Origin of the sequence: Streptococcus sp. 27098_8_186, assembly GCF_041432055.1 — a bacterium.
Classification (GTDB): Bacteria; Bacillota; Bacilli; order Lactobacillales; family Streptococcaceae; genus Streptococcus; species Streptococcus dentalis.
Window position 1 is genome coordinate 60,340 of the sequence record NZ_JAPVYV010000009.1, and the last position, 25,970, is coordinate 86,309.

Here is a 25,970-nt window from a genome sequence, read left to right on the forward strand (position 1 = left end):
AATGAATACCATACTTGTTGCAGGTTATAAGAGTTTTGATGTGGGAGTCTTTTCCAATAAAGACCCTCGACTGACCATCATTAAAAAAGCTATTGAAAGAGATCTTCGTCGTCTATTTGAAGAAGGAGTGAAATGGCTGGTCTTTTCTGGTAATTTGGGATTTGAGGCTTGGGTGCTAGAGGTTGCCTTTGCATTAAAAAAAGACTACGATTTTCAAATGGCGACGATCTTTCTATTTGAGAATGTTGGCGAAAATTGGAATGAAAGCAATCAGGAGCTATTAGCACGCTTCAAACAGGTGGATTTCGTGAAATATGCCTATCCCCACTATAGCAATCCGGGTCAATTAAAAGAATACAATCAGTTTTTGATAGATAATGCGGATGGAGCTTACCTTTTTTATGATCCAGAAAATGAAACCAATTTAAAGTATCTCTACAAAATGATGCTAGAAAAAGAACTATTTTATATCAAACAATTAAGTTTTGATGATTTAAATGAACTTGCCGAAAATTTTTACGAAAACTAAGTGTTATACCTTGATTTTTCTTACCATTTTTTTATATAATTGTGATGATGAACTAGATTGGAGAGACTAATGGCAAGTATTATTTTTACTGCGAAAGATATTTTTGATCAAGATTTCAAACGAGAAGTTCGTGGTTATAACAAAGATGAAGTAAATGAATTTTTGGATGATGTTATAAAAGACTATGAAACCTATGCTGCTTTGGTGAAGGAATTGCGTGAAGAAAACGCTCGCCTTCGTGAAGAACTTGCCCAAAAAGCAGAAGAAACACCACAAACATCTCCGATTGCTAGTACAGCTACGCAAGAATTCCCACAAGTGACAACAGCTACGAACTTTGATATTCTCAAACGACTCAATCGTTTGGAAAAAGAAGTTTTTGGGAAACAGATCGTAGATCGCGATTATTAATCCTTTAGATCGTGCAATTTTTGGATAATCGCGTGAGAGGATGCTCTCATGAGGAAAGTCCATGCTAGCACAGGCTGTGATGCCTGTAGTGTTTGTGCTAGGTGAATCCATAAGCCTAGGGACTTGGTATTCAAGTTACGGCGAGTGAAGGAGCTAAGTCTGAAGATAGGCTCTAGTAGCTCTGAAAGTGCCACAGTGACGTAGTTTTTAGGGAAACCTAAAAAGTGGAACGCGGTAAACCCCTCAAGCTAGCAACCCAAACTTTGGTCGGGGCATGGAATGCGTGGAAACGAACATAGCATTCTGACTGGAAACAGTAGACAGATGATTATCGAAGGAAATGGTACCTAGTCATTTCTGGAACAAAACATGGCTTATAGAAAATTGCATATAGGTTGATGAGGTGGAGAGAGATCTCAACCTCCTTTTTTAAAGTGATAGGAATAAGATGAAAATACAATTTGAATTAATTGCAACGGCCGCTGCTGGTATAGAGGCTGTTGTTGGCCGAGAACTACGCGATCTTGGCTACGATTGCCAGGTTGAAAATGGACGGGTTCGATTTCAAGGAGACCGTCGAGCAATCATAGAGACCAATCTTTGGTTGCGCGCGGCTGATCGAGTGAAAATTGTGGTTGGGAGTTTTCCGGCCAAAACTTTTGAAGAACTCTTTCAAGGTGTCTTTGCTTTGGATTGGGAAAACTATTTGCCTTTGGGAGCACGTTTTCCTATTTCTAAGGCTAAATGTGTCAAATCAAAACTTCATAATGAACCTAGCGTTCAGGCCATTTCGAAAAAAGCAGTTGTTAAAAAGTTACAAAAACACTATGCCCGACCAGAAGGTGTTCCTCTAATGGAAAATGGGGCAGAGTTCAAGATCGAAGTATCGATCCTTAAAGACCAAGCAACCGTCCTGATTGACACTACTGGCAGTAGCCTTTTCAAACGTGGCTATCGGACCGAAAAAGGGGGAGCCCCTATTAAGGAAAATATGGCGGCAGCAATCCTTTTGCTGTCAAACTGGTATCCAGATAAGCCCTTAATTGACCCCACATGTGGTTCTGGTACGTTTTGTATTGAGGCAGCGATGATTGCTAGAAAGATGGCACCTGGTTTGCGTCGGACCTTTTCTTTTGAAGAATGGAACTGGATGGATGATCGCTTGATTCATGAAGTCCGTCAAGAAGCAAGCAGAAAAATCAATCGTGAGATCGAATTGGATATTATGGGAACCGATATCGATGCACGGATGGTTGAGATTGCCAAAGAAAATGCTCAGAAAGCGGGTGTTAGCAGTGACATTACTTTCAAACAAATGCGAGTTCAAGATCTTCATTCAGATAAAATCAATGGGGTGATTATCTCCAACCCTCCATATGGAGAACGCTTATCAGATGATGAAGGTGTGTCAAAATTGTATACTGAAATGGGGCAAGTATTTGCACCTCTCAAAACATGGAGTAAATTTATCCTAACCAGTGATGAAGGTTTTGAATCTAAATTCGGTAGTAAAGCAGATAAAAAACGAAAACTTTATAACGGAACCCTTAAAGTTGATCTCTACCAATATTTTGGGGAACGTGTAAAACGGCAGATAAAGGCATAGAAAGGATTTTTATGACAGAGAAGGATAGAAAGCCATTAGAGCAAGAAACAGAATCAATTTTAGATTTTAAAGATGCTAAAGAGATGACGATTGGGCAGGCCAATCGAAAGGCAGAAGAAATTGAAGCAGGTGTAACGGAAGGTGATAATGTCTTAGACAAATATATCAAACAACACCAAGCAGAAATAGAAGCAGAAAAATATGATACAAAGATTTTGGCCAAAGAAGAATTGGCTAAAGCTGAGGAGTTGGCTGCTTCAGAAACAGTTGCTGAAGTTGCTGAAGCAGTGGAGGCACCGGAAGTAACGGAAACGGTCTTGGAACAAAGACCTGAAATGGATGCTATCTCAACAGAATTACCAGCTAAGATTAAATTTGGACCCACACCAACCGAACCAATTGTAGAAGCAGAGGACCTTCCTGAGGAAACACCAAGCAATGCGGGTAAACGAATCAAAGCGGTTTTATACTCTACGTTAGGTCTTGCGATTGTCGGTTCGGCCATTTTTGTAACCTATAACTGGATGCATAGTCGTGGAACATCTGGTGGTACAACAGTTGTATCATCTTCATCTAGCAAGTCATCTTCTACTTCTAAATCAAGTAGCAGTGAAACACAGGCTCAAAAACTTGAAGAGTTTACCAAAGCTTACGATGCCTTTTTTGTAGACGAATCGAAAAGTGGTCTTAAAAATGATAAATTCGGAGACTTGGAAAATCTGAAGAAACTGCTGGACAAATTGGAAGGAAGCAGTGATTATAATGCAGCTAGAACAAAATATGAAGACCTTGTGAAGCAAGTTTCTGCCATTCAAAAAGTGAATTCTCAATTTAGTTCTCCAGTCATCAAAGATGGAGTTCTTGATGCAAATGCCAAAGTAAAAAGTGATGCGACGTTTGCAGAAACAAAGACAGGTAATGACAAATTAGATAGCTTATTGAATGAGGCGGTTGCGCAAGGACGTTCACAACAAGTTGCGACACCGGCACCAGTGACAGGAACAGGTGGTACAGATACTTCTAATGCAACTCCAGCTCAAGCAGCAACGCCTACGGCCCCAGCTGTCAATGCTGTTACAGGTAGTGCAGGAACTGCAAGTCCAGGCTATTCAGGGTACGGTCTTCCGAGCGATGGTGTTCCACTTCAGAGAAACCTAAGCCGTGTTCCGTATAACCAAGTAGCTATCAATGATGTCAATAACCCAGCTTGGGTGTTTGGTGATGGTATTCTTGAAAAAGTATTGAACATTGCTCGTAAACGTGGACATATCACTGGCAATCAATACATTTTAGAGCGTGTCAATATCATTAATGGTAATGGCTATTACAACCTCTTCAAACCAGATGGAACCTATCTCTTTAGTATCAATGCCAAGACTGGTTATTTCGTAGGAAACGGAAAAGGTCATTCAGATGCTCTGGATTATTAATGCTTGATCAGACATCCCCTTTCTGGGAAAAATGACAATAAAAAAGGATGAACCAGAAGTTTATCCTTTTTTAGTCTTAAACAAGATGACGTTCAAACGGATCGTCCGAAATTCCTTGATCTAGAATCAGGCGACACCATTCTTTGGCTGAGAAGAGGCTGTGATCCTTGTAATTTCCACAAGACTCAATGGTTGTGCCTGGAACATCCTCCCAAGTGCTGACAGATGCAATTTCTTCTAAAGAATCTTTGATTACTTTAGCAATTTCCGTACTCGAATGTTGTCCCCACATGATCATATGAAAACCGGTGCGACATCCAAATGGGGAACAATCAATCATACCATCGATGCGTTTGCGAATGAGCATCGCAAGAAGATGCTCGATCGTGTGAAGTCCTGCCGTTGGAATCGCATTTTCATTGGGCTGCACCAGACGAATATCAAAATTGGAGATGATGTCTCCTTTGGATCCAGTTTCCTCACCAATCAAGCGTACATAGGGAGCCTTCACAGCTGTGTGGTCCAATTCAAAACTTTCAACAATTACTTCTTTTGTCATACTCAAATCCTTCTTTGTTTTTCTTGATTATAGCATAAAAAGCAGATTCAACAAAGTGGAAATAGATGAATTTCTCACAGGTGTTCCATGAAAGAAACGTGGATAAAAGAATAAGGGTCAAGCAAAAATATAAAAGGTTTTTCCTGTTTTTTTAGATTGTTAATTTTAGTAATTTATGGTAAAATGTAAAAGAATTTTTAATTCAACTAATTAAATAGATTTGGGGTAAAAGCATGAATTTGTTTATTACAGGTGTTTTTGCCGCGGTCATTGGTTTAGTCATTGGATATGTGGGAACTGCTCTTAAAATGAAAGCTTCAAAAGAAGCAGCGGAACTCACCCTTTTGAATGCTGAACAAGAAGCAACGAATTTACGTGGACAGGCTGAACGTGAAGCCGATTTAATTTTAAAAGAGGCGAAGCATGAGTCAAGTTCACTTAAAAAAGAAGCACTTTTGGAGGCAAAGGAAGAAGCCAGAAAATATCGTGAAGAGGTCGATGCTGAGTTTAAGTCAGAACGACAAGAATTGAAGCAATTGGAAAACCGTTTGGCAGAACGTGCTAGCAATCTTGATCGCAAAGACGATATTTTAACAAGCAAAGAACAGTCTCTTGAACACAAAGAGCAAAGTCTTACAGATAGAACTAAACACATTGATACGCGTGAACAACAGCTGGAAGAGCTTGAACACAAGAAAGTAGAAGAACTGGAACGTGTCGCTGCTCTAAGTCAAGGAGAAGCGCGTGACATTATTTTGAATCAGACGGAAGAGCAACTTTCAAAAGAAATTGCATCGCGGATTCGTGAAGCAGAACTGGAAGTGAAAGAACGTTCTGATAAAATTGCAAAAGACATTCTCGTGCAAGCCATGCAGCGAATGGCTGGTGATTTTGTTGCTGAGCAAACAAACTCAACGGTTCATTTGCCAGATGATAGTATGAAAGGGCGCATCATCGGTCGTGAAGGGCGCAATATTCGTACCTTTGAGAGCTTGACAGGTGTCGATGTGATTATCGATGATACGCCAGAGGTGGTGACCTTGTCAGGGTTTGATCCGATTCGTCGTGAAATTGCCCGTATGACAATGGAGAGCCTTCTCAAAGATGGTCGCATCCATCCAGCCCGCATCGAAGAGCTGGTTGAGAAGAACCGTCAGGAAATTGACAATCGTATTCGTGAATACGGTGAGGCTGCTGCCTATGAAATCGGTGCACCAAACCTCCATCCAGATTTGATGAAAATCATGGGACGGTTGCAATTCCGTACTTCTTATGGTCAAAACGTTTTGCGTCACTCCATTGAAGTTGCCAAACTTTCTGGTATTATTGCTAGCGAGTTGGGTGAAAATGCTACTTTGGCACGACGTGCAGGATTCTTACATGATATCGGTAAAGCGATTGACCGTGAAGTGGAAGGAAGCCACGTCGAGATTGGGACAGAATTGGCACGGAAGTACAAGGAACACCCCGTGGTTGTCAATACCATTGCTAGTCACCATGGTGACGTGGAACCAGAAAGTGTCATCGCAGTTATTGTCGCTGCAGCAGATGCCTTGAGTGCAGCTCGACCTGGAGCACGAAGTGAGTCACTTGAAAGCTACATCAAACGCTTGCAAGATCTTGAAGAAATTGCAAATAGTTTTGAAGGAGTTAAGACAAGTTTCGCCCTTCAAGCGGGTCGTGAAATCCGTATTATGGTTAGCCCTGAGGCAATCAAGGATGATAAAGTGACGATCTTGGCTCATGATATTCGTGAGAAGATCGAGTCCAATCTTGAATATCCTGGAAACATTAAGGTTACCGTTATTCGAGAATTGCGTGCAGTAGATTACGCAAAATAAACGAAAAGCTTGAGGTCTAGCATCTCAAGCTTTTTGAATGAAAAAATCAGTTGAAAATTAGGCCGATTTTTGTTACACTAGATAGAAAGACATTGAAGGAGAAATCATGGCGGATCGTGGCTTATTAATCGTATTTTCTGGTCCTTCGGGGGTTGGAAAAGGAACGGTCAGACGAGAAATTTTTGAAAACTCGGACAATCAGTTTCAGTATTCTGTATCGATGACGACGCGTGCACAACGTCCAGGTGAAGTGGATGGTGTCGACTATTTTTTCCGTACACGTGAAGAATTTGAAGATTTGATCCGTCAAGGGCAAATGTTGGAGTACGCTGAGTACGTTGGAAATTACTATGGGACTCCTTTAACCTATGTGAATGAAACCTTGGACAAAGGAATCGATGTATTCCTTGAAATTGAAGTTCAGGGTGCACTTCAAGTAAAGAAGAAAGTTCCAGATGCAGTTTTTATTTTCTTAACTCCGCCTGATTTGGATGAATTGCAGGATCGATTAGTGGGTCGTGGGACAGATAGTGCAGAAATTATTGCGCAACGGATTGAAAAAGCAAAAGAAGAAATCGCCATGATGCGTGAATATGACTACGCCATTGTGAACGACGAGGTTCCTCTTGCTGCTGAGCGTGTCAAACGTGTGATCGAAGCAGAGCATTTCCGTGTAGACCGTGTCATTGGCCATTATCTGGATATGTTACCAAAAACACAAACTATTGTGAAGAGATAAATAATTAGAAATTAGGTATAGGAATATGATGTTAAAACCTTCTATTGATACATTGCTTGACAAAGTACCATCAAAATATTCATTGGTCATTCTTGAGGCAAAACGGGCCCACGAATTGGAAAGTGGTGCAGTACCAACTCAAGAATTCCAATCAGTCAAATCAACATTACAAGCGCTTGAAGAAATCGAGTCTGGGAACGTAGTTGTTCACCCGGATCCAGAAGCAAAACGTGAAGCGCTTCGTCGTCGGATTGAAGCAGAGCGGATTCGCAAAGAAGAAGAAGAGCGCAAAATTAAGGAACAAATTGCCAAAGAAAAAGAAGATGGTGAAAAAATTTAAGGTTGGGGCTTCTCAATCTTATTTTTTGCTATTTAAAGGGTTCCGTGATAAAGTAAAGCTCATATGATCGAGTCTGGAGGTGAAAAAGTGATAGCAAAAGTCATCGTAGATGTCCCATTGATGCAGACAGATAAACCCTATTCTTATCAGATTCCATCAGAATTTGAAGATATGGTGGAGGCAGGTATGCGAGTTCATGTCCCCTTTGGTAAAGGGAATCGCCTCATTCAAGGGATTGTGGTAGATGTTTTAGAAGAGGCAGACACAAGCGAGGAATTAAAAGCGATTGTTGAGGTCTTGGATTACACTCCGGTCTTAAATCAAGAGCAGTTCTGGTTGGCAGATCAATTACGAAAAAGTGTTTTTTCTTATAAGATCACGATTTTAAAAACCATGCTTCCTTCTCTCCTCAATTCGAGTTATGATAAGATTTTGTATCCTCAACCTTCTTTAGATCCCACTCTCAAAGTGAAACTTTTTGGTGAGAAAAATGAAGTTTCTTTTTCTTCTCTGGATGTGGCCGATCAAGCCCAAGTGATGCGGTTGGTCAGAAAAGGAGATTTGGTACTTGAATACAAGGCCAAGGATAAGAAACAAATTAAAACAGAAAAATGGTATCGCGTTAACCAAGAAGGATTAAAAGAACTTCAACCATCAGCGAGAGCTAAAAAAAGGCTAGCATTGAAAGAACGCCTGTTACTAGAGCAAGGGGAGCAACCTTTAGCAGGGTTGTATCAGGATTTTTCACGAGAAGTAGTAGCTTATTTTATTGATCAGGGTATTTTAGAAATTACAGAACGAGAAGTGAATCGGGCGGCTGCATATTATGAAGGAAAAGAACAGACCCAGGCCCTGCTTTTAAATTCAGAGCAAGCAAAAGCTGTAGAGACAGTAGTTTCTCAAATTGGGAAAACATCAAAGCCTTTTTTATTAGAAGGTGTGACTGGAAGTGGAAAAACAGAAGTTTATCTGCAGATTATTCAGGAAGTTCTAAATAAGGGGAAAACGGCTATTATGTTGGTTCCTGAGATTTCCCTGACGCCACAGATGACGGATCGTTTTATCTCGCGTTTTGGTCAGGAAGTAGCCATTCTACACTCGGGCTTATCAAACGGTGAGAAGTATGATCAATGGCGAAAAGTTGAACGTGGGGAGGCCAAGGTAGTCGTTGGAGCACGCTCAGCCATCTTTGCTCCCTTAAAAAACATCGGAGCCATTATCATTGATGAGGAGCACGAGGCTTCCTACAAACAAGATAGTAACCCACGCTACCACGCAAGGGAAGTTGCAGTTCTAAGGGCTCAGTACAATCAAGCAGTCTTGCTTCTTGGATCTGCTACACCAAGTTTAGAATCGCGGGCTCGTGCAACAAAAGGGGTTTATGAATTAATTCGTCTCACCCAGCGGGCCAATCCGGCAGCCAAAATTCCAGAAGTTAAAGTCGTTGATTTCCGTGATTATATTGGCCAAAATGAAGCTGGTAACTTCACTCCGGTTCTAGTGGAAGCTATTGCTGATCGCTTGCAGAAAAAAGAGCAGGTTGTCTTGATGTTGAACCGCCGTGGTTATTCCAGTTTTGTCATGTGTCGCGAGTGTGGAACTGTAGATACTTGTCCCAATTGTGATATCTCACTGACCCTCCACATGGATACTAAAACCATGAACTGTCATTATTGTGGCTATAGCAAAGCGATTCCTCGACACTGTCCAAATTGCCAAAGTCCTTCCATTCGTTATTACGGGACAGGAACACAAAAAGCCTATGATGAATTACAAGAGATCTTTCCTGAAGCTAAAATTCTGCGCATGGATGTGGATACCACCCGAAAAAAAGGGAGCCACGCAGCGATATTAGATGCTTTCGGGAATGGAGAAGCGGATATTTTGTTAGGGACGCAAATGATTGCGAAGGGCTTGGATTTTCCAAATGTGACATTAGTGGGTGTCTTGAATGCAGATACTTCTTTAAATTTACCGGATTATCGATCCTCAGAGAGAACCTTTCAACTCTTGACTCAGGTGGCAGGAAGGGCCGGACGAGCAGAGAAAGAAGGAGAGGTTATCATTCAGAGTTACAACCCCAATCATTATGCGATTCGATTTGCCAAAGACCAAGATTATGAAGGCTTTTTTGCCTATGAAATGCAGATTCGCCGGCAGCTGGGCTATACGCCTTATTACTTCACAGTTGGGTTAACCCTATCACATAAGAGTGAGGAAATTGTGATGGAGAAGTCACATCAGGTCATGGAAATTCTCCGATCTGGCTTATCTGATCAGGTCCAAATCTTAGGACCAACACCTAAACCAATTGCACGTACACATAATTTGTATCATTATCAAATCATTGTGAAATATCGTTTCGAAGAAGGCATGACTCAGGTCTTGAATCAAATCTTAGAATTTACACAAGAAAGAGGCAACCAAGATCTCCGTGTCAGTATTGATAATGAACCTCAAAGTTTTATGTAAGGAAGAAAGAAATGACAAAATTAATATTTATGGGAACGCCTGATTTTTCAGCGACAGTTTTAAAGGGATTGTTAGCAGATTCGCGCTATGAAATTTTGGCAGTTGTGACTCAACCAGACCGCAAAGTAGGTCGCAAAAAAGAGATTCGAATGACCCCGGTGAAGCAGGTAGCTTTGGAACATCAACTACCGGTTCTTCAGCCGGAGAAGTTATCGGGTAGTCCAGAAATGGAAACTCTCTTATCACTAGATGCAGATGGAATTGTGACCGCTGCTTTTGGACAATTTTTACCGACAAAATTGTTGGAGAACTTCCAATTTGCGGTGAATGTCCACGCGTCTTTATTGCCTAAATATAGAGGTGGAGCTCCCATTCACTATGCCCTGATCAATGGTGATGAAGAAGCTGGAGTTACAATTATGGAAATGGTCAAGGAAATGGATGCCGGAGACATGATTGCAGCTCGTTCTCTCCCAATTTTAGATGAGGACAATGTGGGAACTTTGTTTGAAAAATTGGCTGTCCTTGGACGTGACTTACTCCTAGATACTTTGCCAGCTTACCTGGCAGGGGAGATCAAGCCAAGTCCACAAGATCCAAGTTTGGTCACATTTTCACCGAATATTTTACCGGAAGAAGAGGTTTTGAACTGGACCAAAACCAATCGCCAAGTCTTTAACCAGATCCGGGGGATGAATCCTTGGCCAGTTGCTCATACGTTATTAAATGGTCAGCGCTTTAAAGTTTATGAAGCAGAGCTATGCGAAGGAAATGGAAATCCAGGAGAAGTGATTGCTTTGACCAAAAAAGAGTTGGTGGTCGCTGCAGGAGAAGGCGCGCTGTCCCTCAAAGTTGTGCAGCCGGCAGGAAAACCAAAAATGTCCATCACAGACTTTTTGAATGGCGCTGGCCGTCAATTGAAAGTAGGAGATCACTTTGGAAGTTAAACAAATGAATGCGCGTGAACAGATCGTTCGAGTGCTAGAAGAGGTTTTTGAGCAGGGAGCTTATTCTAATATTGCCCTAAATCAAGCGTTAGAACACTCTCAACTTTCAGATAAAGATAGAAGCTTTGTTACGGAAGTTGTTTACGGTACTGTAGCACGAAAGATAACACTCGAGTGGTATCTCGCCCATGTGATTGAAGACCGGACGAAATTAGATCCTTGGCTCTATTATCTTTTGATGATGAGTTTGTATCAACTTGTCTATTTAGACCGCATTCCCGATCATGCCATCGTCAATGAAGCTGTCCAGATAGCAAAACGTCGTAAAGAAGGCAGTGAGAAGTTTGTCAATGCTATTCTTAGAAAGCTCCTCCGCGAGGGGCTACCAGCTGTTGATACGATCAAGCGAAAGAACAAACGTTATTCGGTAGAGTATTCCCTACCTGTATGGTTGGTCAAAGCATTGATCGAAGAATACGGTGAAGAACGTGCTTGCGCTATTTTTAAGAGTCTCTATCAGCGTAATAAATCCAGTATTCGTGTGATTGATCTGGACGAAAAAGAAGAGTTGGCTCAGCTGCTCGAAGCAACCTCCTCTCTACTTGCTTCGTCCGCTCTTGTGAAAGAGCAGGGACATTTTGCAGGACACTCCTTGTTTAAAGAAGGGCGCATTACTATTCAAGACGAGTCCAGCCAATTGGTGGCACCGGCTTTGGATTTGCAAGGAGATGAGTGGGTTTTAGATGCCTGTGCGGCGCCAGGTGGAAAGACGACCCACCTGGCTTCTTATCTCACAACTGGGAAAGTCACAGCCTTGGATCTCTATGACCATAAGCTCAAATTGATTCAAGAAAATGCTAATCGGCTCCATGTTGCGGACAAAATTTTGACAAAGAAGTTAGATGCGACAAAAGTCTTTGAAACATTTGGACCTGATGCTTTCGATAAAATTTTGGTGGATGCGCCTTGTTCAGGGATTGGTTTGATACGGAGAAAGCCTGATATCAAGTACAATAAAGAGAGTGTAGATTTTGTATCTTTACAAGCCATTCAATTGGCCATTCTGGATAGTGTTTGTCAAAGTGTGCGTAAAGGTGGTATAATAGTGTACAGTACGTGTACAATTATGGGCAAAGAGAATTTTGAAGTGGTGGACCAATTTTTGAAAAACCATCCAAATTTCGAACAAGTCCCATTGGATCACGAAAGAAAAGATATTCTTAAAAATGATTGTATCCTTATTACACCCGAATTATATGGAAGCGACGGCTTCTTTATCAGTCGTTTTAAGAGAATCTCATAATATCAGGAGGAAACTGACAGTATGGATATGACGATCTTAACCGATGTAGGTCAAAGACGGACAAATAACCAAGACTATGCAAATCAATATACAAACAAGGCAGGAAAACCGATGGTTTTTCTTGCTGATGGTATGGGAGGACACCGTGCCGGAAATATTGCTAGTGAAATGGCAGTCACAGACCTAGGTGCGGCTTGGGTTTCTTCTGAGATCGAGACGGTTAATCAAGTACGGGAATGGTTTGCAGAACATTTAGAAGCTGTGAATCGTCGGATTCATTTGGCTGGGCAAGATGATGAGCACAAAGGGATGGGAACGACACTAGAAGCCTTGGCTTTTGTAGAAGGACAAGTGATTTATGCCCACGTTGGGGATTCACGGATTGGCCTCATTCGTCAGGGCGAATACCAGCAGTTGACCAGTGACCATTCTCTTGTAAATGCTCTTTTGCGAGCTGGTCAAATTACAGAGGAAGAAGCTGCCCATCATCCTCAACGTAACATCATCACTCAGTCCATTGGTCAAAAAGATGAGTTAGAGCCGGATTATGGTTTGGTGACGGTTGAAGCAGATGATTATATTTTGATCAATAGTGACGGTTTAACCAATATGATTGGCCCAGATGAAATCAGAGACATTGTCTTGAGTGATGTTTCACTGGAAGAAAAAGCTCAAACCTTGATTCGTTTTGCCAATAATGCTGGAGGCTTGGATAATATCACCGTTGTACTGCTCCACTTTACTGAGGAGGACGCAGCATGATTCAAATCGGCAAAATTTTTGCCGGGCGATATAAAATCATCCAACAAATTGGACGCGGCGGGATGGCAGATGTTTATCTTGCGCGTGATTTGATTTTGGATGGGGAAGAAGTTGCAGTCAAGGTACTGCGTACGAATTACCAGACGGATCCCATTGCAGTTGCGCGTTTTCAGCGTGAAGCAAAGGCGATGGCAGAGCTGGACCATCCAAATATCGTTCGGATTACAGACATTGGCGAAGAAGAAGGACAACAATACCTTGCAATGGAATATGTTGCAGGTTTAGACTTGAAACGCTATATCAAAGAAAATGCTCCTTTATCAAATGAAGAAGCTGTTCGTTTGATGGGGCAGATCCTTCTAGCTATGCGTCTTGCCCATACGCGTGGCATTATCCATAGAGATTTAAAACCACAGAATGTTCTCTTGACACCAGATGGAACAGCAAAAGTTTCAGACTTTGGGATTGCAGTGGCCTTCGCAGAGACTAGTTTGACTCAGACCAACTCGATGTTGGGGTCGGTTCATTATTTGTCCCCTGAGCAGGCGCGCGGTTCAAAAGCTACGGTGCAAAGTGACATCTACGCGATGGGGATCATTTTCTATGAGATGTTGACAGGACACATTCCTTATGATGGAGATAGTGCAGTTACAATCGCTTTGCAGCATTTTCAAAAGCCACTCCCATCTATTCGGGAAGAGAATAAGAATGTTCCACAAGCTTTAGAAAATGTGGTGATCAAAGCGACAGCTAAAAAACTGACGGATCGCTATAAATCAGTGGCAGAGATGTATGTGGACCTTTCAAGTTGCTTGTCCTACGAGAGAAGAAATGAGAAAAAACTGATTTTTGAAGACCAAGCGAAAGCTGATACAAAGACTCTTCCAAAAGTGAGTCCAACTCCAAAGACGGCTCCTGTTCCAATCTCTGAGGTACGCAGTGAAATCAGTTCGGTAGATCCTAATCGACCATTATCTGACCAGCAGACAATGGCACCAAGTAAAAAGCCAAGAAGACGCTTGCGGGCGCGCTACAAGGTATTGTTTGTTGCCATTGCACTAGTTCTTGCAGCCTTTACTTTCTTGTTGTATATGAGCCCAGCCAATAAAACAGTTCCAGATGTTTCCGGCAAAACCATTGCCGAAGCTAGAGCGGTTATTGAGGGACAAGACCTTCAAGTCGGTGAAGAGAAAGAAGAGTACAGTGATTCGGTTGCAGAAGGCTATGTGATTCGGACCAATCCAAATGCAGGTGCTCAAAAGAAAGAACAAAGTCGCATTGATTTGATTGTTTCAAAAGGTCCAAATAGTTTTGAAATGCCAAACTATGTAGGAGAAACACGAGCTAAAGCGGAGGAAGATCTGAAAAATACTTATAAAGTATCAAGCAAAATGATCACGATTGAAGAAGTTGAGACCTTCGATTATGCTGCAGGGACAGTTCTTGAACAAACCCCAGCTCCAGGAGAGCAATATTCTCTGAATTCAAAAACCAAGATTGTTTTGAAAGTAGCGAAAGAAACGACTTCAATTGAAATGCCAAACTATGTTGGATCAACTTATGATTTTGCTAGAAGTAATTTGATTGAGATCTATGGTATTAAAGAAGCCAATATCGAATTAAGAAAAACGGAACATCTCCCTGATGGAGTATTTGTTTCTGCAGGTCAAATTGTCAGTCAAACTCCAGAAGTCTCGAGTACGGTGGATATTAACCGAACACGAATTGTTTTAACGGTATATGAGCCTAAAGTGACGGCTTCTTCAAGCACGAAAGCCTCTTCAAGTTCAGAGACATCTAGTTCGTCCTCTGCGGAACGATCCGATACAGAAAGTTCTAGCAGTAGTGAGCAATAGTGCTACAGGTGTGGATTAAAAAATACAAAAAGACTCAGATGAATTTCTGAGCCTTTTTGTATTTTTTATTGCTATGTCGTAATTTTTTTATTTCCCTGTTGAGGGAAAAACTTTAAGGCCACTACAAGATACTATTTTTCTAAGTTTGAATAGATTGTGCGAACCCCTTCACAAACAAGGGGTTTCAAGATCGGTAAAATAAAATAGTCAATTAAACATAAGGTGATTTGAAATTGAAAATAGATTGAATATCAAATTATTTGCCTTCGATTTAGGCCCATGCTATAATTTGCATGAAAGGAAATCAAAGAGTAAAAATGTCGTTCAGACCTGCTTTGATAGGAAATTGGTTAATGAATAGATTTTTTCTACTAGTTGAATAGGCCTTGAAACTAGTGGAGATAAATATCGTGAACTAAGATACAGGGAGGCAGAATGACTTTTGAAATATGTGCACATAGTTGATATATCTTTCGCCTATACTTTCCCAATGGAGATTAGTTAAATGGACAGAAAATATAGAGTGGTTAGTCGAGCAATCCTAGCAACAGCTATGATTGTTCCGGCATTTATAGCAACAAAAGTAGCTGCAGAAAATCGAGGATGGAATACCTCCTCTTATCGTTCAAACTATTATAACTATGCTTACAATAACTGGAATGGTTATAATGGTTATAATCCATGGACCTATAGTTATGGCTATGGATATCCAAATTGGAACTATTATTATGGTTATAACTATGGTTATCCTAGCTGGAACAATTATTATGGCTATAACTATGGTTATCCTAGCTGGAATAATTATTATGGCTATAATGGTTGGAACTATGGCTATTCCTTAGAAAATGATGAAAACTACATTTATTGGAATGGCAATCATTATTATCGGATGAGTGATGGAACTTACCGGATCTACCGCAATGGTGAGTGGAAACCTCTAACCAATCGGGATAACTCTACTAATAACCTTGCCAACGACCCTCATTATTTGTATGAAAATGGCTACCATTATTATGTATTGGATAACGGGGATTATTACTATTATAAAAATGGTAAATGGGTATTTGTGAAGAACTCAACAGAAAATCCTTCTACTCCTGATCCAGTCCCAACACCGACTCCGGATCCAACACCAACACCTGAAGAACCAAATCCAACCGATAAACCAGATCAACCTGTTACACCATCAGATCCTTCTGATTTTGATAACATTGATAGTTTAGTATTCCCAGAAAATCCTCCATTTGTAGGGGCAGATGGAGAGTTTAATCCTTTCGCTCCAACTCCAGAAAATCCAAGTGAACCGAAGCCAGAGGAACCGGTTCAACCTGAAGTCCCAGGAAATGATGGTTTGGTATCATCGGATCAGCCTAGTGAAAACCAAATTCCTCCATACGTTGAGACACCAGCAGAAGGATTAGAACATCTTCCATGGGCTCCGAATGGACGTGCGCCTAAAGTAGTCTACCCTCCTGGTAAACCTGGCTCAGTAGCCCTTCGTGGAGATAAGAACTACTACTTTGATGGTTCAAGTCACTATTACTATGTTCCATCTGATACAGAAGCAACTGGTTACTCTGCTTATTGGAAATGGAACGGAGACAAATGGAAACTTTATGGAATGACAGATCCGAAAGATCCTGAGATCGATCCAAAATTCCACGAAGATGCCAAAGATGATGAATATGCTTATAGCGATCGTGACTCAAGCGTGAAGCTCTACTCTACAAATCTTGTAGAAACAGCTAAAGCAGGTCAAGCTCTTCCATTTAAGAATGTGGATGAATTTAAGGACTATGTCATTAAGAAAATGAATCCTAAATTTATTGACAATGCTGGCTGGGATGCCAAAGTAGAATGGGAAATCGAAGACCCAGAACTCTTTGAGCAATCTAAAGAAAACCCATGGGCTAAAGACTATGTTTTAATCGCTAACTTGAAGAGTGGAGTAGATGACAAGAACTACAAAGATGTTGAGTTTGGCTATGTGAAATTCGTTTATCGTGTAGAAGCGACAGACAATACAAACTATATCGAGTTAGATAAAGCGAAAGAAGCTTTTGCTAAGATTAACGAATTGCGAAAAGCACAAGGCTTAAAAGAATTGACTTGGTCAGATGATGTCTACAACTCACGTGCCTTACCAAAAGCCCATACTATTTCACGTCAGTACGATAGCACAGGTTTTGTAGCTCGTCGTGAAGACAATGCAACAACGGTTGCAACGAAATGGTATAACAGTGGATTGAGAGAATTAATGCTCGATCCAAATGCCACAGAAGGTGCGGTAGCAGCAGTCATCAATGGCGACGGTAACTATTACTGGGCATTCATGTATAAATAATGCCTCTATACAACCGTTATCGGAAAGAACTTATTTAATAACAATTCATTCCGATACCAAGGACACCCAAAGGATTTCTATCTTTTGGGTGTTTTTTTGCTCTTCGTATTATCCAACCACAGACGGAAGTCAAATGAGGAAAAATTTGATAAAATAGGAAAAGATGAGGTAGACTATGTGGAAAATACAAATTTTTATTTTCGTTGAAGCCGTTTTGTTAACATTAGCAGCGATCACCATTTTATCAATCGATTTTTCCAGATTTGTTGTCTTGATGGTTCTCTTTTTGCTCCTTTTGTATTACTATTTTGGCAAACAAAAAGCGAATTTTCTATTAATCGCGCTGAGTGTGCTCTTGTTTTTTATCGTGATGCTGAATCCTTTTGTGATTGCAGCCATTTTATTTGCGGTGGTTTATGGTTTATTGATTGCCTACCCTTATATGTATAAGGAAAATGAAGCCGTTGTGTTTGATGTTGAAGAGGATACGAAAATTCGTCAGGAAAAAACTCGATGGATTGGTGATTTACAACATTTTTCAAAGCAAAGTCGAGGGTATCGAGATCTGAATGTGATCCGAGTTTTTGGAAATGACACCCTCCATTTAGAGGAGGTAGCCATTTGCAATTGGGACAATGTGGTGATCATCCGGAAAGGTTTTGGTAATACAAAAATTATCTTACCGATTGATTTAGAGTTGCATTTACAAATTAACACTCTGTATGGAGATCTGAAGTTTTTGGATCTTCCTGTCCGTAAAATGAGGAATGAAACCATAGATATTGAAACAGCACATTATCGGAGATCGCACCGTTCTATAAAAATTGTGTTAGTTGGTATTGTTGGGGATGTTGAGGTGATTCGCGCATGAAGAAATTAGACTATCTCCTATTGTACTTCTATTCCCTAATGGTGGTTGCGGTCATTTGTCATACCATTTTCCATTTTGTTGGTTTTCAGTGGGGCAAACTTCTCTCAGATATTTCCTTGCTTCAATCATTCCTATTTTTGGTTTTTAGTCTGACGCTTGCATTGACGGCTTTGGTTGTCTTAATTATCAAAATCACGCAATTTGTAACGGTCCATGCAGTACAACAAAAGGTAGAATCTATCCTGACTGCTTCACAGCGAAAAGAAATTGCCCCAAAAGAATTGAATCAACAGTTAGATTTATTGGACAGCAAATTGCTTCGACTAGAAGAAAATTTACAAAAAAGTGAAAATCGTGTGATGCGAAATGAGGAAGAAATTGTGGAAATCGAGCGTAAGAGAATTGCGCGTGATCTACATGACACGGTTAGTCAAGAATTGTTTGCAGCCAATATGATTTTATCTGGAGTGGCAGCCCAGGCCCTTGAGTTAGAGAAAAGTCAGATCCAGCAGCAACTCAATGGTGTGTCAGATATTCTAGGGACAGCCCAAAATGATTTGCGCGTCTTGCTACTACATCTTCGTCCTACAGAATTGGAAGGAAAAAGTTTGGTAGAAGGGATGGAGATGATTTTTAGAGAATTGAAGGAAAAGAGTAACCTAACAGTCGTCTTCAAACACAATGAAGTGAGCATTCCAAAAGATATGGAAGAACATCTATTTCGGATTGTCCAAGAGATTGTTAGCAATACCTTGAAACACGCTAGAGCTCAACAAATGGATGTCTTCTTGCATCAGGAAGGAAAACAACTTCATTTACGGATGGTAGATGATGGAATCGGCTTTGAGCAGGAAAAATTAGAACGATTGAGTTATGGGTTGAAAAATATTCAAGAACGTGTAGAGGACATGGCGGGAACTATTAAAATAAGAACGAGTCCTCAAAAGGGAGTGGCTGTGGATATTCGCGTTCCCCTCCTTGTAAAAGATAAAAATGAAAAGGAAACTGTATGAAAGTATTATTAGTAGACGACCATGAAATGGTCCGGTTGGGATTGAAAAGCTTTTTGTCCATGCAAACCGATATTGAGCAAGTCTTAGAGGCGAAAAATGGGCAAGAAGGGGTGGAGTTGGCGTTGAAAGAAAGACCAGACGTCATCATCATGGATATTGTGATGCCAGAGCTAAATGGAATCGATGCGACTCTAGCCATCCTAAAAGAGTGGCCGGAAGCTAAAATTGTCATTTTGACGTCTTATTTAGATAACGAAAAGATTTATCCTGTCTTAGATGCCGGTGCAAAAGGGTATATTTTAAAGACCTCGTCAGCAACTGAGATCTTACAGGCTGTCCGGAAGGTTGCAAAGGGAGAATTTGCGATTGAGACAGAAGTTAGTCAAAAAGTTGAGTCACGAAAGAACCATGCTGAATTGCATGATGATTTGACAGCTAGAGAACGAGATATTCTGGCTTTATTGACGAAAGGATATGAAAATCAACGAATAGCAGATGAACTCTTTATTTCTTTAAAAACAGTGAAGACCCATGTCTCCAACATCTTATCCAAATTGGAAGTCAGTGATAGGACGCAAGCAGTCGTCTATGCCTTTCGACACCATCTGGTGAATCAAGAAGATTTTTAAAAGGAAACATGCTATAATAGAGCATGATCATAAGGGGGAGACAAGTGGACGCAAAATTACGTTATAAAGCCAAAAAAGTTAAAATCGTCTTTTTTGATATTGATGATACATTACGTGCAAAAGAAACTGGATTGATCCCAGAATCTGTCAAAGAAGTCTTTCATCAATTGAAAGAAAAAGGAATCCGGACAGGGATTGCAACCGGCAGAGGGATTTTTGGGGTTGTTCCTGAAATCATGGACTTAAAGCCTGATTTTCTAGTAACCTTAAACGGTGCCTATATAGAAGATACAAAAGGAACTGTGATCTACCAATCACCAATCAATGAAGCAATCGTTTCTTCTTTTGTAGATTGGACCAAAGAATCCGAGATTGATTATGGGTTAGTGGCTAGTCATCAAGCTACCCTGTCTAATCGGACACCCTTGATCAGTGATGCAATTGACATCATTTATCCCAACTTACCCGTAGATCCAGATCTGCATTTGAAAGAACCTATTTTCCAAATGTGGACCTTTGATGAAAAGGATAGTGAGCTAGAGTTGCCCCCTTCTTTGCAAGAGGACTTGCGCCTAGTTTCGTGGCATCCCCATTCGTCAGATGTTGTCCGCTTTGAAGCTTCAAAAGCTTCAGGAGTTTCTCATCTTGTAAATCATTTGGGCTTGAAGCCAGAGAATGTTTTAGTATTTGGGGATGGATTAAATGATCTAGAACTGTTTGATTATGCTGGAATTAGTATCGCAATGGGAAAATCTGCCCCAGAGTTACAAGAAAAAGCTGATTATATTACTAAGAATCTGGAAGAAGATGGCATATTCTATGCCTTAGAGGAGTTAAATATGGTTGAAAAAGAATTGACATTACCACAGTTAGAACTTGCTACGGTTGACGGTCCTGTCGCTGTGATCAAAACCAATCACGGTGAGATGAACATTCAATTGTTCCCAGATCAAGCGCCAAAAACAGTTGCAAACTTTGTAGCTCTTGCAAAGTCTGGTTATTATGATGGTGTCATTTTCCATCGGATTATTAAAGATTTTATGATCCAAGGGGGAGATCCAACAGGCACAGGTATGGGTGGTGAATCCATCTATGGGGAGAGCTTCGAAGACGAGTTTTCAAAAGAATTGTACAATATTCGCGGAGCCCTTTCGATGGCAAATGCTGGACCAAACACAAATGGCAGCCAATTCTTTATTGTACAAAATCAACATCTCCCATATTCGAAAAAGGAATTGGTCCGCGGTGGCTGGCCTGAAAAAATTGCCGAAATCTATACGACAGAAGGGGGAACTCCTCACCTAGATCAACGCCATACCGTATTTGGACAATTGATGGATGAAGCTTCTTTTGCTGTGTTGGATGAGATCGCGGCTGTTGAGACAGGGATGATGGATAAGCCGGTAGAAGATGTCGTGATTGAAACCGTCGAAATTGAGGACTAATATGAAAATTGGAGATAAGTTAGAGGGGACCATTACAGGCATTCAACCTTATGGTGCCTTTGTCGAACTAGAGTCAGGTGTCAAGGGCTTAATTCATATCTCAGAGATTAGAAGTGGTTATGTAAGTAATATTCATGATATTCTTTCAATTGGAGAAAAAGTCTTTGTCCAAGTCATCGATGTTGATGAATATTCTAAGAAAGCTAGTCTCTCTCTGAGAACACTAGAAGAAACACCACAACGAAGTATTCGACACCATCGTTTTTCAAATGACCGCCACAAGAGTGGTTTTGCGCCCTTAGCCCAACAGATGCCGACCTGGGTCAAAGAAGGAAAAGCATTCTTCAGCAAACAAGAAAAAAAATAAAAACTTCGATAGGTTGATGAAACCCACCGAAGTTTTTTTGATATAGAGAATTATTCAAATTCGTAAAGGGTAGTAGAAAGGTAGCGTTCTCCATTATCTGGTGCAAGAGCAAGAACTTTTTTACCGCTACCCAATTCTTTTGCGACTTCAATAGCAGCATAGATAGCAGCTGCGCTTGAGATACCGACTAAGAATCCTTCAGCTCCACCGATAGCGCGTGCAAGTTCGAAAGCTTCTTCTGAAGATACGCGACGAACACCATCATATGCATTAGTGTCTAAAGTATTTGGGATAAAACCAGCTGAAATCCCTTGGATTTTATGTGGTCCAGGTTTTTCGCCAGAAAGGACTGCAGATTCATTGGCCTCAACGGCATAGACTTTGACAGCAGGATTATTCTTTTTCAAAGTATGAGAAATACCAGAAACAGTACCACCAGTACCAACACCTGCGACAAAAGCATCTAAACCATCTTTTCCAAAGGCATCAACGATTTCTTGTCCTGTTGTTCTTTCATGTACCTCTGGGTTAGCAGGGTTTTCAAATTGAAGAGGAAGGAAGCCGTTTCTTTCTGCAGCGATTGCTTCAGCTTTAGCGATAGCGCCTTTCATTCCTTCGCTTCCAGGAGTCAAAACGAGTTCAGCTCCATAGGCTTGGATGATTTTACGACGTTCCACACTCATAGTTTCAGGCATGACAATCACAACTTTGTAGCCTTTAGCTGCGCCAACCCATGACAAGCCAATCCCTGTGTTCCCACTAGTTGCTTCGACAATGGTATCACCTGGTTTGATCAAGCCATCCGCTTCAGCTTTTTCAATCATGCTCAAAGCAATCCGGTCTTTAACAGATGATCCAGGATTGAAAGCTTCGAGTTTGACATAGACATCTGCAGCTCCTTCAGGAACAAGACGGTTCAATTTGACAATCGGAGTGTTCCCAATCAGTTCTGTAATATTTTCATAAATAGCCATAATATACCTCAGTTCTAGGTTTTCTTGATACTAACAAGTATAGTCCCTTGCGGGAAGAATGTAAAATATAGAAATTTTATGGGTGTGATAAAAAAAAACTATCGTTGCCGATAGTATTTTAATTATTTTTCTACAGAAAGCAGGGGTACTTCAACCTCACGAATTCCTTGATCCTTAATAATGACTTTACCATTGTAAAATTCGACTAAAGCTGCTGTGATAGAGTTTGTGTTTTCTTTATCCACAAAAATAGTTGTCATCACCTGATCTGTGAACATTGGATCTTGTTCCGCCAATTGATGGTCTTTTAAGAAATTAGCAAATTCTTGGTATTGGGAATAAGAAAGTGTGATCCCAAGAACCACTTGCTCTTTGATTTCTACTAGTCCAATTTCTCGAACTGCTTGTGCCACACTTCCAGCATAAGCACGAATCAGACCGCCAGCACCTAATTTAATACCTCCGAAATAGCGGGTAACCACGACACAACTATTAGTGATGCGATGATTCTCCAAAACTCCTAACATCGGTACCCCAGCTGTTCCACTAGGCTCTCCATCGTCACTGGTTCGTTTGATATCACTTTGTTCTCCAATGATGAAAGCAGAGCAGTTATGTGTAGCCTTATAGTGTTCCTTTTTGATGGCATTGATAAAATCTCTAGCTTCCTCTTCAGAGGAGACTCGCTTGACATGACAAATGAATTTTGATTTTTTGATTTCTTCTTGAACAGTGCCGTTCTCTTTAAATGTAACATATTCCATATTCTTATTTTACAAAAAAGAATGATTTTCTCCAACTTTTGCGAATTAATAAGTATGAAGATAGAAGATTCTTATGGAAGACTCTTAACAGAGAGTCAAATGACAAATGATCTAAAAGAAATTGCCCAAGAACTTCCAGCTATAGAAAAAGAGAATGGAAGGTACCATTGCTTTCGATGTGGCAGTTTGATTGATCAGAAACTTTGGAAGTTGAGTGAGGAGGTGCTGTATTGTAGAGCCTGTATCCAATTGGGAAGGATCCGGAGTGATCAAAAACTTTATACTATTGCACAGCGAGACTTTGAAGGTCAAGAGGTGCTAAACTGGAAAGGGACCTTGACTTCCTATCAACAAGAGGTATCTGAAGGACTTATCCAAGCAGTTAAAGCAGGAAAACATGCCTTGGTACATGCTGTGACAGGAGCTGGAAAAACGGAAATGATGTATCAGGTTGTAGCAACAGCGATCAAGGCAGGAAAAGCAGTCTGTATTGCTACCCCAAGAATCGATGTCTGTATCGAACTGTACGGAAGGATGAAGGAAGATTTTTCCTGCCCCATCTCTTTACTTCATGGAGAATCGGAACCCTATTTTAGAACACCCTTGGTGATCGCTACAACCCATCAATTGCTAAAGTTTTATCAGGCCTTTGATCTCCTTATTATAGATGAAGTAGATGCGTTTCCCTATGTGGACAATCCAATCTTATATAAAGCAGCTCAGAATGCAATAAAAAAAGAGGGAAATACCCTATATTTAACAGCAACCTCTACAGATGAGTTAGATAAAAAGGTCAAGAAAAAAGAAATCATTCGTTATAGTCTTCCAAGAAGATTTCATGGGAACCCACTAGTGGTCCCTGAAATAAAATGGGTGCCGAAAATTAGAGAAAAAATAGAAAAAGGAAGAATCCCTTACCAACTATTGCAACTGATCAAGAAACAAAGACAGACTCACTACCCATTGTTAATCTTTGTATCTGAGATAGAATTAGGACAACAATTTACTGAGAATTTAAAAAAATACTTTCCAAAAGAAACAGTAGGTTTTGTATCCTCACAGACAACAGACCGCCTACGAATGGTAGAAGAGTTTAGAAACAGAGCCATAACCATGCTAGTCTCGACAACAATTTTAGAAAGAGGAGTGACTTTTCCATTTGTAGATGTCTTTGTTTTAGAAAGTAATCACAAATTATTTACTAAAAGTGCCCTCGTACAAATTTCAGGAAGGGTCGGTCGAAGTAAAGAAAGACCAACAGGTAAACTACTTTTCCTATCAGATGGCATAACACGAGAAATGAAGAAAGCGATTAAGGAAATAAAGGAAATGAATCAGGAGGCTGGATTTTGAAAGAATGTCTGCTTTGTACGAAAGAGTTGAAAACTGGTGAACATTTCACAGACCTTATTTTTATGAATCAACAAGAAGAATGGATTTGCAAAGAATGCAAAGAAGACTTCGAACAAATTGGTGAAATCCATTGTCCTAGATGTTATAAAGATAAGGAGGAGAAAGTATGTAAAGATTGCGAATACTGGATACAAAAGGGGAATATGGTCGAACATGAATCATTATTTAGATATAATGCAGCAATGAAGGACTATTTCAAGCGATATAAATTTGAAGGCGATCGTTTATTAGGAATGGTATTTGCATGTGAAATCAAAAAAGCCTTGAAAAAGTATAAAAGCTATACGATAATACCGACTCCAATCAGCCATGAAAAAAAGCAGGAGAGAGGATTCAATCAAGTATCGACTATATTAGATTTTGCAGAAATAAAGTACAGCAGTCTCTTCCAAAAAGAAGACAGCTTAGCCCAATCAAAAAAAACAAGAGAAGAAAGATTAAAAACCTCTCAACACTTTCAATTAAAAGAAGAAGTTTCAAAAAAGCAGAAATATCTTATCTTCGATGACATCTACACAACGGGCAAAACAATCGAATTAATGAAGCGCCTACTAATTGAAAAAGGTGTGAAAGAAATAAAGACATTTTCAATCGCAAGGTAAAAAAAGATTTGCAAAAACTTTATGAAAGCGTTATAATATACATATAAATAAAAACATAATGTTTAGAAAGTAGGTACTAATATGATTAAATATAGTATCCGTGGTGAAAACCTAGAAGTAACAGAAGCCATTCGCGACTATGTCGTTTCTAAACTCGAAAAGATTGAAAAATATTTTCAGGCAGATCAAGAGCTAGACGCTCGAGTAAACTTAAAAGTTTACCGTGAAAAGACCGCAAAAGTAGAAGTAACTATTCCACTTGGATCTATTACACTGCGTGCAGAAGATGTCTCTCAAGATATGTACGGTTCAATTGATCTGGTTGTGGATAAAATTGAACGTCAAATTCGTAAGAATAAAACAAAAATCGAAAAGAAAAATCGTGTTAAATCTGGTGCAGGTAAATTGTTTACCGATGCAGTTGTAGAAGAAGCAACAACCACAGAAAAAGTTGTTCGCTCAAAAACAATTGATCTAGAACCAATGGATATAGATGAAGCGATCCTTCAAATGGATCTATTAGCACACGATTTCTTCATTTATCGTGATGCAGAAGACAACACAACTAATGTTATCTACCGTAGAGAAGACGGAGATATCGGTCTATTGGAAGTAAAAGAATAGAGATCAAAAAGAGATTGAAAACATCAATTAAATTATAGAGGAATCAGGGGTATTGATGCTCCTGATTTTTTAATATAAACTAAAAAAGTAAAAAAACTTTCAAGAAAGTAAAAATTTTTTAAAAAAAGT

General features: G+C 40.2%; 24 protein-coding genes and 1 other RNA gene. 22 read left to right on the plus strand and 3 right to left on the minus strand.

Annotation, left to right across the window (positions count from 1 at the left end):
• Position 1: 1 nt before the first annotated feature.
• The 5 genes from O3602_RS08430 (at position 2) to O3602_RS08450 (ending at position 3,976) form a co-directional block, all read left to right on the plus strand.
• Positions 2 to 529 (plus strand): DUF1273 domain-containing protein, encoded by a 528-nt coding sequence (locus O3602_RS08430; RefSeq protein ID WP_003004017.1) that lies wholly within the window; start codon positions 2 to 4, stop codon positions 527 to 529.
• A gap of 69 nt (positions 530 to 598) precedes the next feature.
• Positions 599 to 940, plus strand: a complete 342-nt coding sequence (gene gpsB / locus O3602_RS08435) for a cell division regulator GpsB (RefSeq protein WP_003003917.1) — start codon at positions 599 to 601, stop codon at positions 938 to 940.
• A gap of 16 nt (positions 941 to 956) precedes the next feature.
• Positions 957 to 1,322: RNase P RNA component class B (gene rnpB / locus O3602_RS08440), an RNA gene on the plus strand.
• Between the two features lie 66 nt (positions 1,323 to 1,388).
• Positions 1,389 to 2,546 (plus strand): class I SAM-dependent RNA methyltransferase, encoded by a 1,158-nt coding sequence (locus O3602_RS08445; protein WP_003003842.1) that lies wholly within the window; start codon positions 1,389 to 1,391, stop codon positions 2,544 to 2,546.
• An 11-nt stretch (positions 2,547 to 2,557) separates the two neighbouring features.
• Positions 2,558 to 3,976 carry a cell division site-positioning protein MapZ family protein gene (locus tag O3602_RS08450; protein WP_371611500.1) on the plus strand — a complete coding sequence of 473 codons (1,419 nt, stop codon included), beginning with the start codon at positions 2,558 to 2,560 and terminating at the stop codon, positions 3,974 to 3,976.
• A 76-nt stretch (positions 3,977 to 4,052) separates the two neighbouring features.
• Here the strand turns inward: O3602_RS08450 and O3602_RS08455 are convergent, their stop codons facing one another.
• Positions 4,053 to 4,535, minus strand: coding sequence for an S-ribosylhomocysteine lyase (locus O3602_RS08455; RefSeq protein ID WP_003012574.1), 483 nt, complete (start codon positions 4,533 to 4,535; stop codon positions 4,053 to 4,055).
• A gap of 233 nt (positions 4,536 to 4,768) precedes the next feature.
• Here O3602_RS08455 and O3602_RS08460 point away from each other — a divergent pair, with 233 nt between their 5' ends.
• From O3602_RS08460 to O3602_RS08525, 14 genes are all read left to right on the plus strand, one after another.
• Positions 4,769 to 6,376 carry a ribonuclease Y gene (locus O3602_RS08460; RefSeq protein ID WP_003012653.1) on the plus strand — a complete coding sequence of 536 codons (1,608 nt, stop codon included), beginning with the start codon at positions 4,769 to 4,771 and terminating at the stop codon, positions 6,374 to 6,376.
• A 106-nt stretch (positions 6,377 to 6,482) separates the two neighbouring features.
• Positions 6,483 to 7,115 (plus strand): guanylate kinase, encoded by a 633-nt coding sequence (gene gmk, locus O3602_RS08465; protein WP_003012545.1) that lies wholly within the window; start codon positions 6,483 to 6,485, stop codon positions 7,113 to 7,115.
• Between the two features lie 25 nt (positions 7,116 to 7,140).
• Positions 7,141 to 7,455, plus strand: a complete 315-nt coding sequence (gene rpoZ / locus O3602_RS08470; RefSeq protein WP_003010339.1) for a DNA-directed RNA polymerase subunit omega — start codon at positions 7,141 to 7,143, stop codon at positions 7,453 to 7,455.
• A gap of 63 nt (positions 7,456 to 7,518) precedes the next feature.
• Entirely contained in the window at positions 7,519 to 9,927 is a 2,409-nt protein-coding gene (locus O3602_RS08475) for a primosomal protein N' (RefSeq protein WP_151379200.1), read from the plus strand.
• 11 nt (positions 9,928 to 9,938) lie between these two features.
• Positions 9,939 to 10,874 carry a methionyl-tRNA formyltransferase gene (gene fmt, locus O3602_RS08480; RefSeq protein WP_151379199.1) on the plus strand — a complete coding sequence of 312 codons (936 nt, stop codon included), beginning with the start codon at positions 9,939 to 9,941 and terminating at the stop codon, positions 10,872 to 10,874.
• A complete protein-coding gene (gene rsmB, locus O3602_RS08485; RefSeq protein ID WP_151379198.1) occupies positions 10,864 to 12,177 on the plus strand; it encodes a 16S rRNA (cytosine(967)-C(5))-methyltransferase RsmB in 1,314 nt (437 codons plus the stop codon). Before fmt ends, rsmB begins: the two co-directional genes overlap by 11 nt.
• A 21-nt stretch (positions 12,178 to 12,198) precedes the next feature.
• On the plus strand, positions 12,199 to 12,939 hold the full coding sequence (locus O3602_RS08490; RefSeq protein WP_049486055.1) for a Stp1/IreP family PP2C-type Ser/Thr phosphatase: 741 nt from the start codon (positions 12,199 to 12,201) through the stop codon (positions 12,937 to 12,939).
• Complete coding sequence (pknB, locus tag O3602_RS08495; protein WP_371611502.1) at positions 12,936 to 14,795, plus strand: Stk1 family PASTA domain-containing Ser/Thr kinase; 1,860 nt, start codon at positions 12,936 to 12,938, stop codon at positions 14,793 to 14,795. The genes O3602_RS08490 and pknB overlap by 4 nt, the downstream gene beginning before the upstream one ends.
• A gap of 505 nt (positions 14,796 to 15,300) precedes the next feature.
• On the plus strand, positions 15,301 to 17,139 hold the full coding sequence (locus tag O3602_RS08500) for a CAP domain-containing protein (protein ID WP_371611503.1): 1,839 nt from the start codon (positions 15,301 to 15,303) through the stop codon (positions 17,137 to 17,139).
• Between the two features lie 175 nt (positions 17,140 to 17,314).
• The gene (liaF, locus tag O3602_RS08505; protein ID WP_003003865.1) at positions 17,315 to 18,010 is read left to right on the plus strand and encodes a cell wall-active antibiotics response protein LiaF; all 696 of its coding nucleotides are present in this window, start codon (positions 17,315 to 17,317) and stop codon (positions 18,008 to 18,010) included.
• Positions 18,007 to 19,023 carry a sensor histidine kinase gene (locus O3602_RS08510; RefSeq protein WP_151379196.1) on the plus strand — a complete coding sequence of 339 codons (1,017 nt, stop codon included), beginning with the start codon at positions 18,007 to 18,009 and terminating at the stop codon, positions 19,021 to 19,023. The genes liaF and O3602_RS08510 overlap by 4 nt, the downstream gene beginning before the upstream one ends.
• A complete protein-coding gene (locus tag O3602_RS08515; protein ID WP_003004009.1) occupies positions 19,020 to 19,652 on the plus strand; it encodes a response regulator transcription factor in 633 nt (210 codons plus the stop codon). Before O3602_RS08510 ends, O3602_RS08515 begins: the two co-directional genes overlap by 4 nt.
• Before the next feature lie 44 nt (positions 19,653 to 19,696).
• Positions 19,697 to 21,097, plus strand: coding sequence for a bifunctional Cof-type HAD-IIB family hydrolase/peptidylprolyl isomerase (locus tag O3602_RS08520; protein ID WP_371611504.1), 1,401 nt, complete (start codon positions 19,697 to 19,699; stop codon positions 21,095 to 21,097).
• Position 21,098: 1 nt separating this feature from the next.
• Positions 21,099 to 21,464 carry a S1 RNA-binding domain-containing protein gene (locus tag O3602_RS08525; protein ID WP_371611505.1) on the plus strand — a complete coding sequence of 122 codons (366 nt, stop codon included), beginning with the start codon at positions 21,099 to 21,101 and terminating at the stop codon, positions 21,462 to 21,464.
• Positions 21,465 to 21,514: 50 nt separating this feature from the next.
• On the opposite strand, the gene cysK is transcribed toward O3602_RS08525, so the two are convergent.
• Together cysK and O3602_RS08535 are read right to left on the minus strand one after the other, a co-directional pair.
• Positions 21,515 to 22,438 (minus strand): cysteine synthase A, encoded by a 924-nt coding sequence (gene cysK / locus O3602_RS08530; RefSeq protein ID WP_003004014.1) that lies wholly within the window; start codon positions 22,436 to 22,438, stop codon positions 21,515 to 21,517.
• A 122-nt stretch (positions 22,439 to 22,560) separates the two neighbouring features.
• Positions 22,561 to 23,202 carry a YigZ family protein gene (locus O3602_RS08535; RefSeq protein ID WP_003012605.1) on the minus strand — a complete coding sequence of 214 codons (642 nt, stop codon included), beginning with the start codon at positions 23,200 to 23,202 and terminating at the stop codon, positions 22,561 to 22,563.
• Positions 23,203 to 23,256: 54 nt separating this feature from the next.
• Here O3602_RS08535 and O3602_RS08540 point away from each other — a divergent pair, with 54 nt between their 5' ends.
• The 3 genes from O3602_RS08540 to hpf all read left to right on the plus strand — a co-directional run bounded on the left by O3602_RS08540 (position 23,257) and on the right by hpf (position 25,841).
• Positions 23,257 to 24,555 (plus strand): DEAD/DEAH box helicase, encoded by a 1,299-nt coding sequence (locus tag O3602_RS08540; protein WP_247920053.1) that lies wholly within the window; start codon positions 23,257 to 23,259, stop codon positions 24,553 to 24,555.
• Positions 24,552 to 25,217, plus strand: coding sequence for a ComF family protein (locus O3602_RS08545; protein WP_371611506.1), 666 nt, complete (start codon positions 24,552 to 24,554; stop codon positions 25,215 to 25,217). The genes O3602_RS08540 and O3602_RS08545 overlap by 4 nt, the downstream gene beginning before the upstream one ends.
• An 81-nt stretch (positions 25,218 to 25,298) precedes the next feature.
• Complete coding sequence (hpf, locus tag O3602_RS08550) at positions 25,299 to 25,841, plus strand: ribosome hibernation-promoting factor, HPF/YfiA family (RefSeq protein ID WP_003012610.1); 543 nt, start codon at positions 25,299 to 25,301, stop codon at positions 25,839 to 25,841.
• Positions 25,842 to 25,970 lie beyond the last annotated feature (129 nt).

Coding starts and splice junctions, on each gene's coding strand:
- O3602_RS08430 (WP_003004017.1), top strand. CDS start 2: ATGAATACCATACTTGTTGCAGGTTATAAGAGTTTTGATGTGGGAGTC.
- gpsB (WP_003003917.1), top strand. CDS start 599: ATGGCAAGTATTATTTTTACTGCGAAAGATATTTTTGATCAAGATTTC.
- O3602_RS08445 (WP_003003842.1), top strand. CDS start 1,389: ATGAAAATACAATTTGAATTAATTGCAACGGCCGCTGCTGGTATAGAG.
- O3602_RS08450 (WP_371611500.1), top strand. CDS start 2,558: ATGACAGAGAAGGATAGAAAGCCATTAGAGCAAGAAACAGAATCAATT.
- O3602_RS08455 (WP_003012574.1), bottom strand. CDS start 4,535: ATGACAAAAGAAGTAATTGTTGAAAGTTTTGAATTGGACCACACAGCT.
- O3602_RS08460 (WP_003012653.1), top strand. CDS start 4,769: ATGAATTTGTTTATTACAGGTGTTTTTGCCGCGGTCATTGGTTTAGTC.
- gmk (WP_003012545.1), top strand. CDS start 6,483: ATGGCGGATCGTGGCTTATTAATCGTATTTTCTGGTCCTTCGGGGGTT.
- rpoZ (WP_003010339.1), top strand. CDS start 7,141: ATGATGTTAAAACCTTCTATTGATACATTGCTTGACAAAGTACCATCA.
- O3602_RS08475 (WP_151379200.1), top strand. CDS start 7,519: ATGATCGAGTCTGGAGGTGAAAAAGTGATAGCAAAAGTCATCGTAGAT.
- fmt (WP_151379199.1), top strand. CDS start 9,939: ATGACAAAATTAATATTTATGGGAACGCCTGATTTTTCAGCGACAGTT.
- O3602_RS08490 (WP_049486055.1), top strand. CDS start 12,199: ATGGATATGACGATCTTAACCGATGTAGGTCAAAGACGGACAAATAAC.
- pknB (WP_371611502.1), top strand. CDS start 12,936: ATGATTCAAATCGGCAAAATTTTTGCCGGGCGATATAAAATCATCCAA.
- O3602_RS08500 (WP_371611503.1), top strand. CDS start 15,301: ATGGACAGAAAATATAGAGTGGTTAGTCGAGCAATCCTAGCAACAGCT.
- liaF (WP_003003865.1), top strand. CDS start 17,315: ATGTGGAAAATACAAATTTTTATTTTCGTTGAAGCCGTTTTGTTAACA.
- O3602_RS08510 (WP_151379196.1), top strand. CDS start 18,007: ATGAAGAAATTAGACTATCTCCTATTGTACTTCTATTCCCTAATGGTG.
- O3602_RS08515 (WP_003004009.1), top strand. CDS start 19,020: ATGAAAGTATTATTAGTAGACGACCATGAAATGGTCCGGTTGGGATTG.
- O3602_RS08525 (WP_371611505.1), top strand. CDS start 21,099: ATGAAAATTGGAGATAAGTTAGAGGGGACCATTACAGGCATTCAACCT.
- cysK (WP_003004014.1), bottom strand. CDS start 22,438: ATGGCTATTTATGAAAATATTACAGAACTGATTGGGAACACTCCGATT.
- O3602_RS08535 (WP_003012605.1), bottom strand. CDS start 23,202: ATGGAATATGTTACATTTAAAGAGAACGGCACTGTTCAAGAAGAAATC.
- O3602_RS08540 (WP_247920053.1), top strand. CDS start 23,257: ATGAAGATAGAAGATTCTTATGGAAGACTCTTAACAGAGAGTCAAATG.
- hpf (WP_003012610.1), top strand. CDS start 25,299: ATGATTAAATATAGTATCCGTGGTGAAAACCTAGAAGTAACAGAAGCC.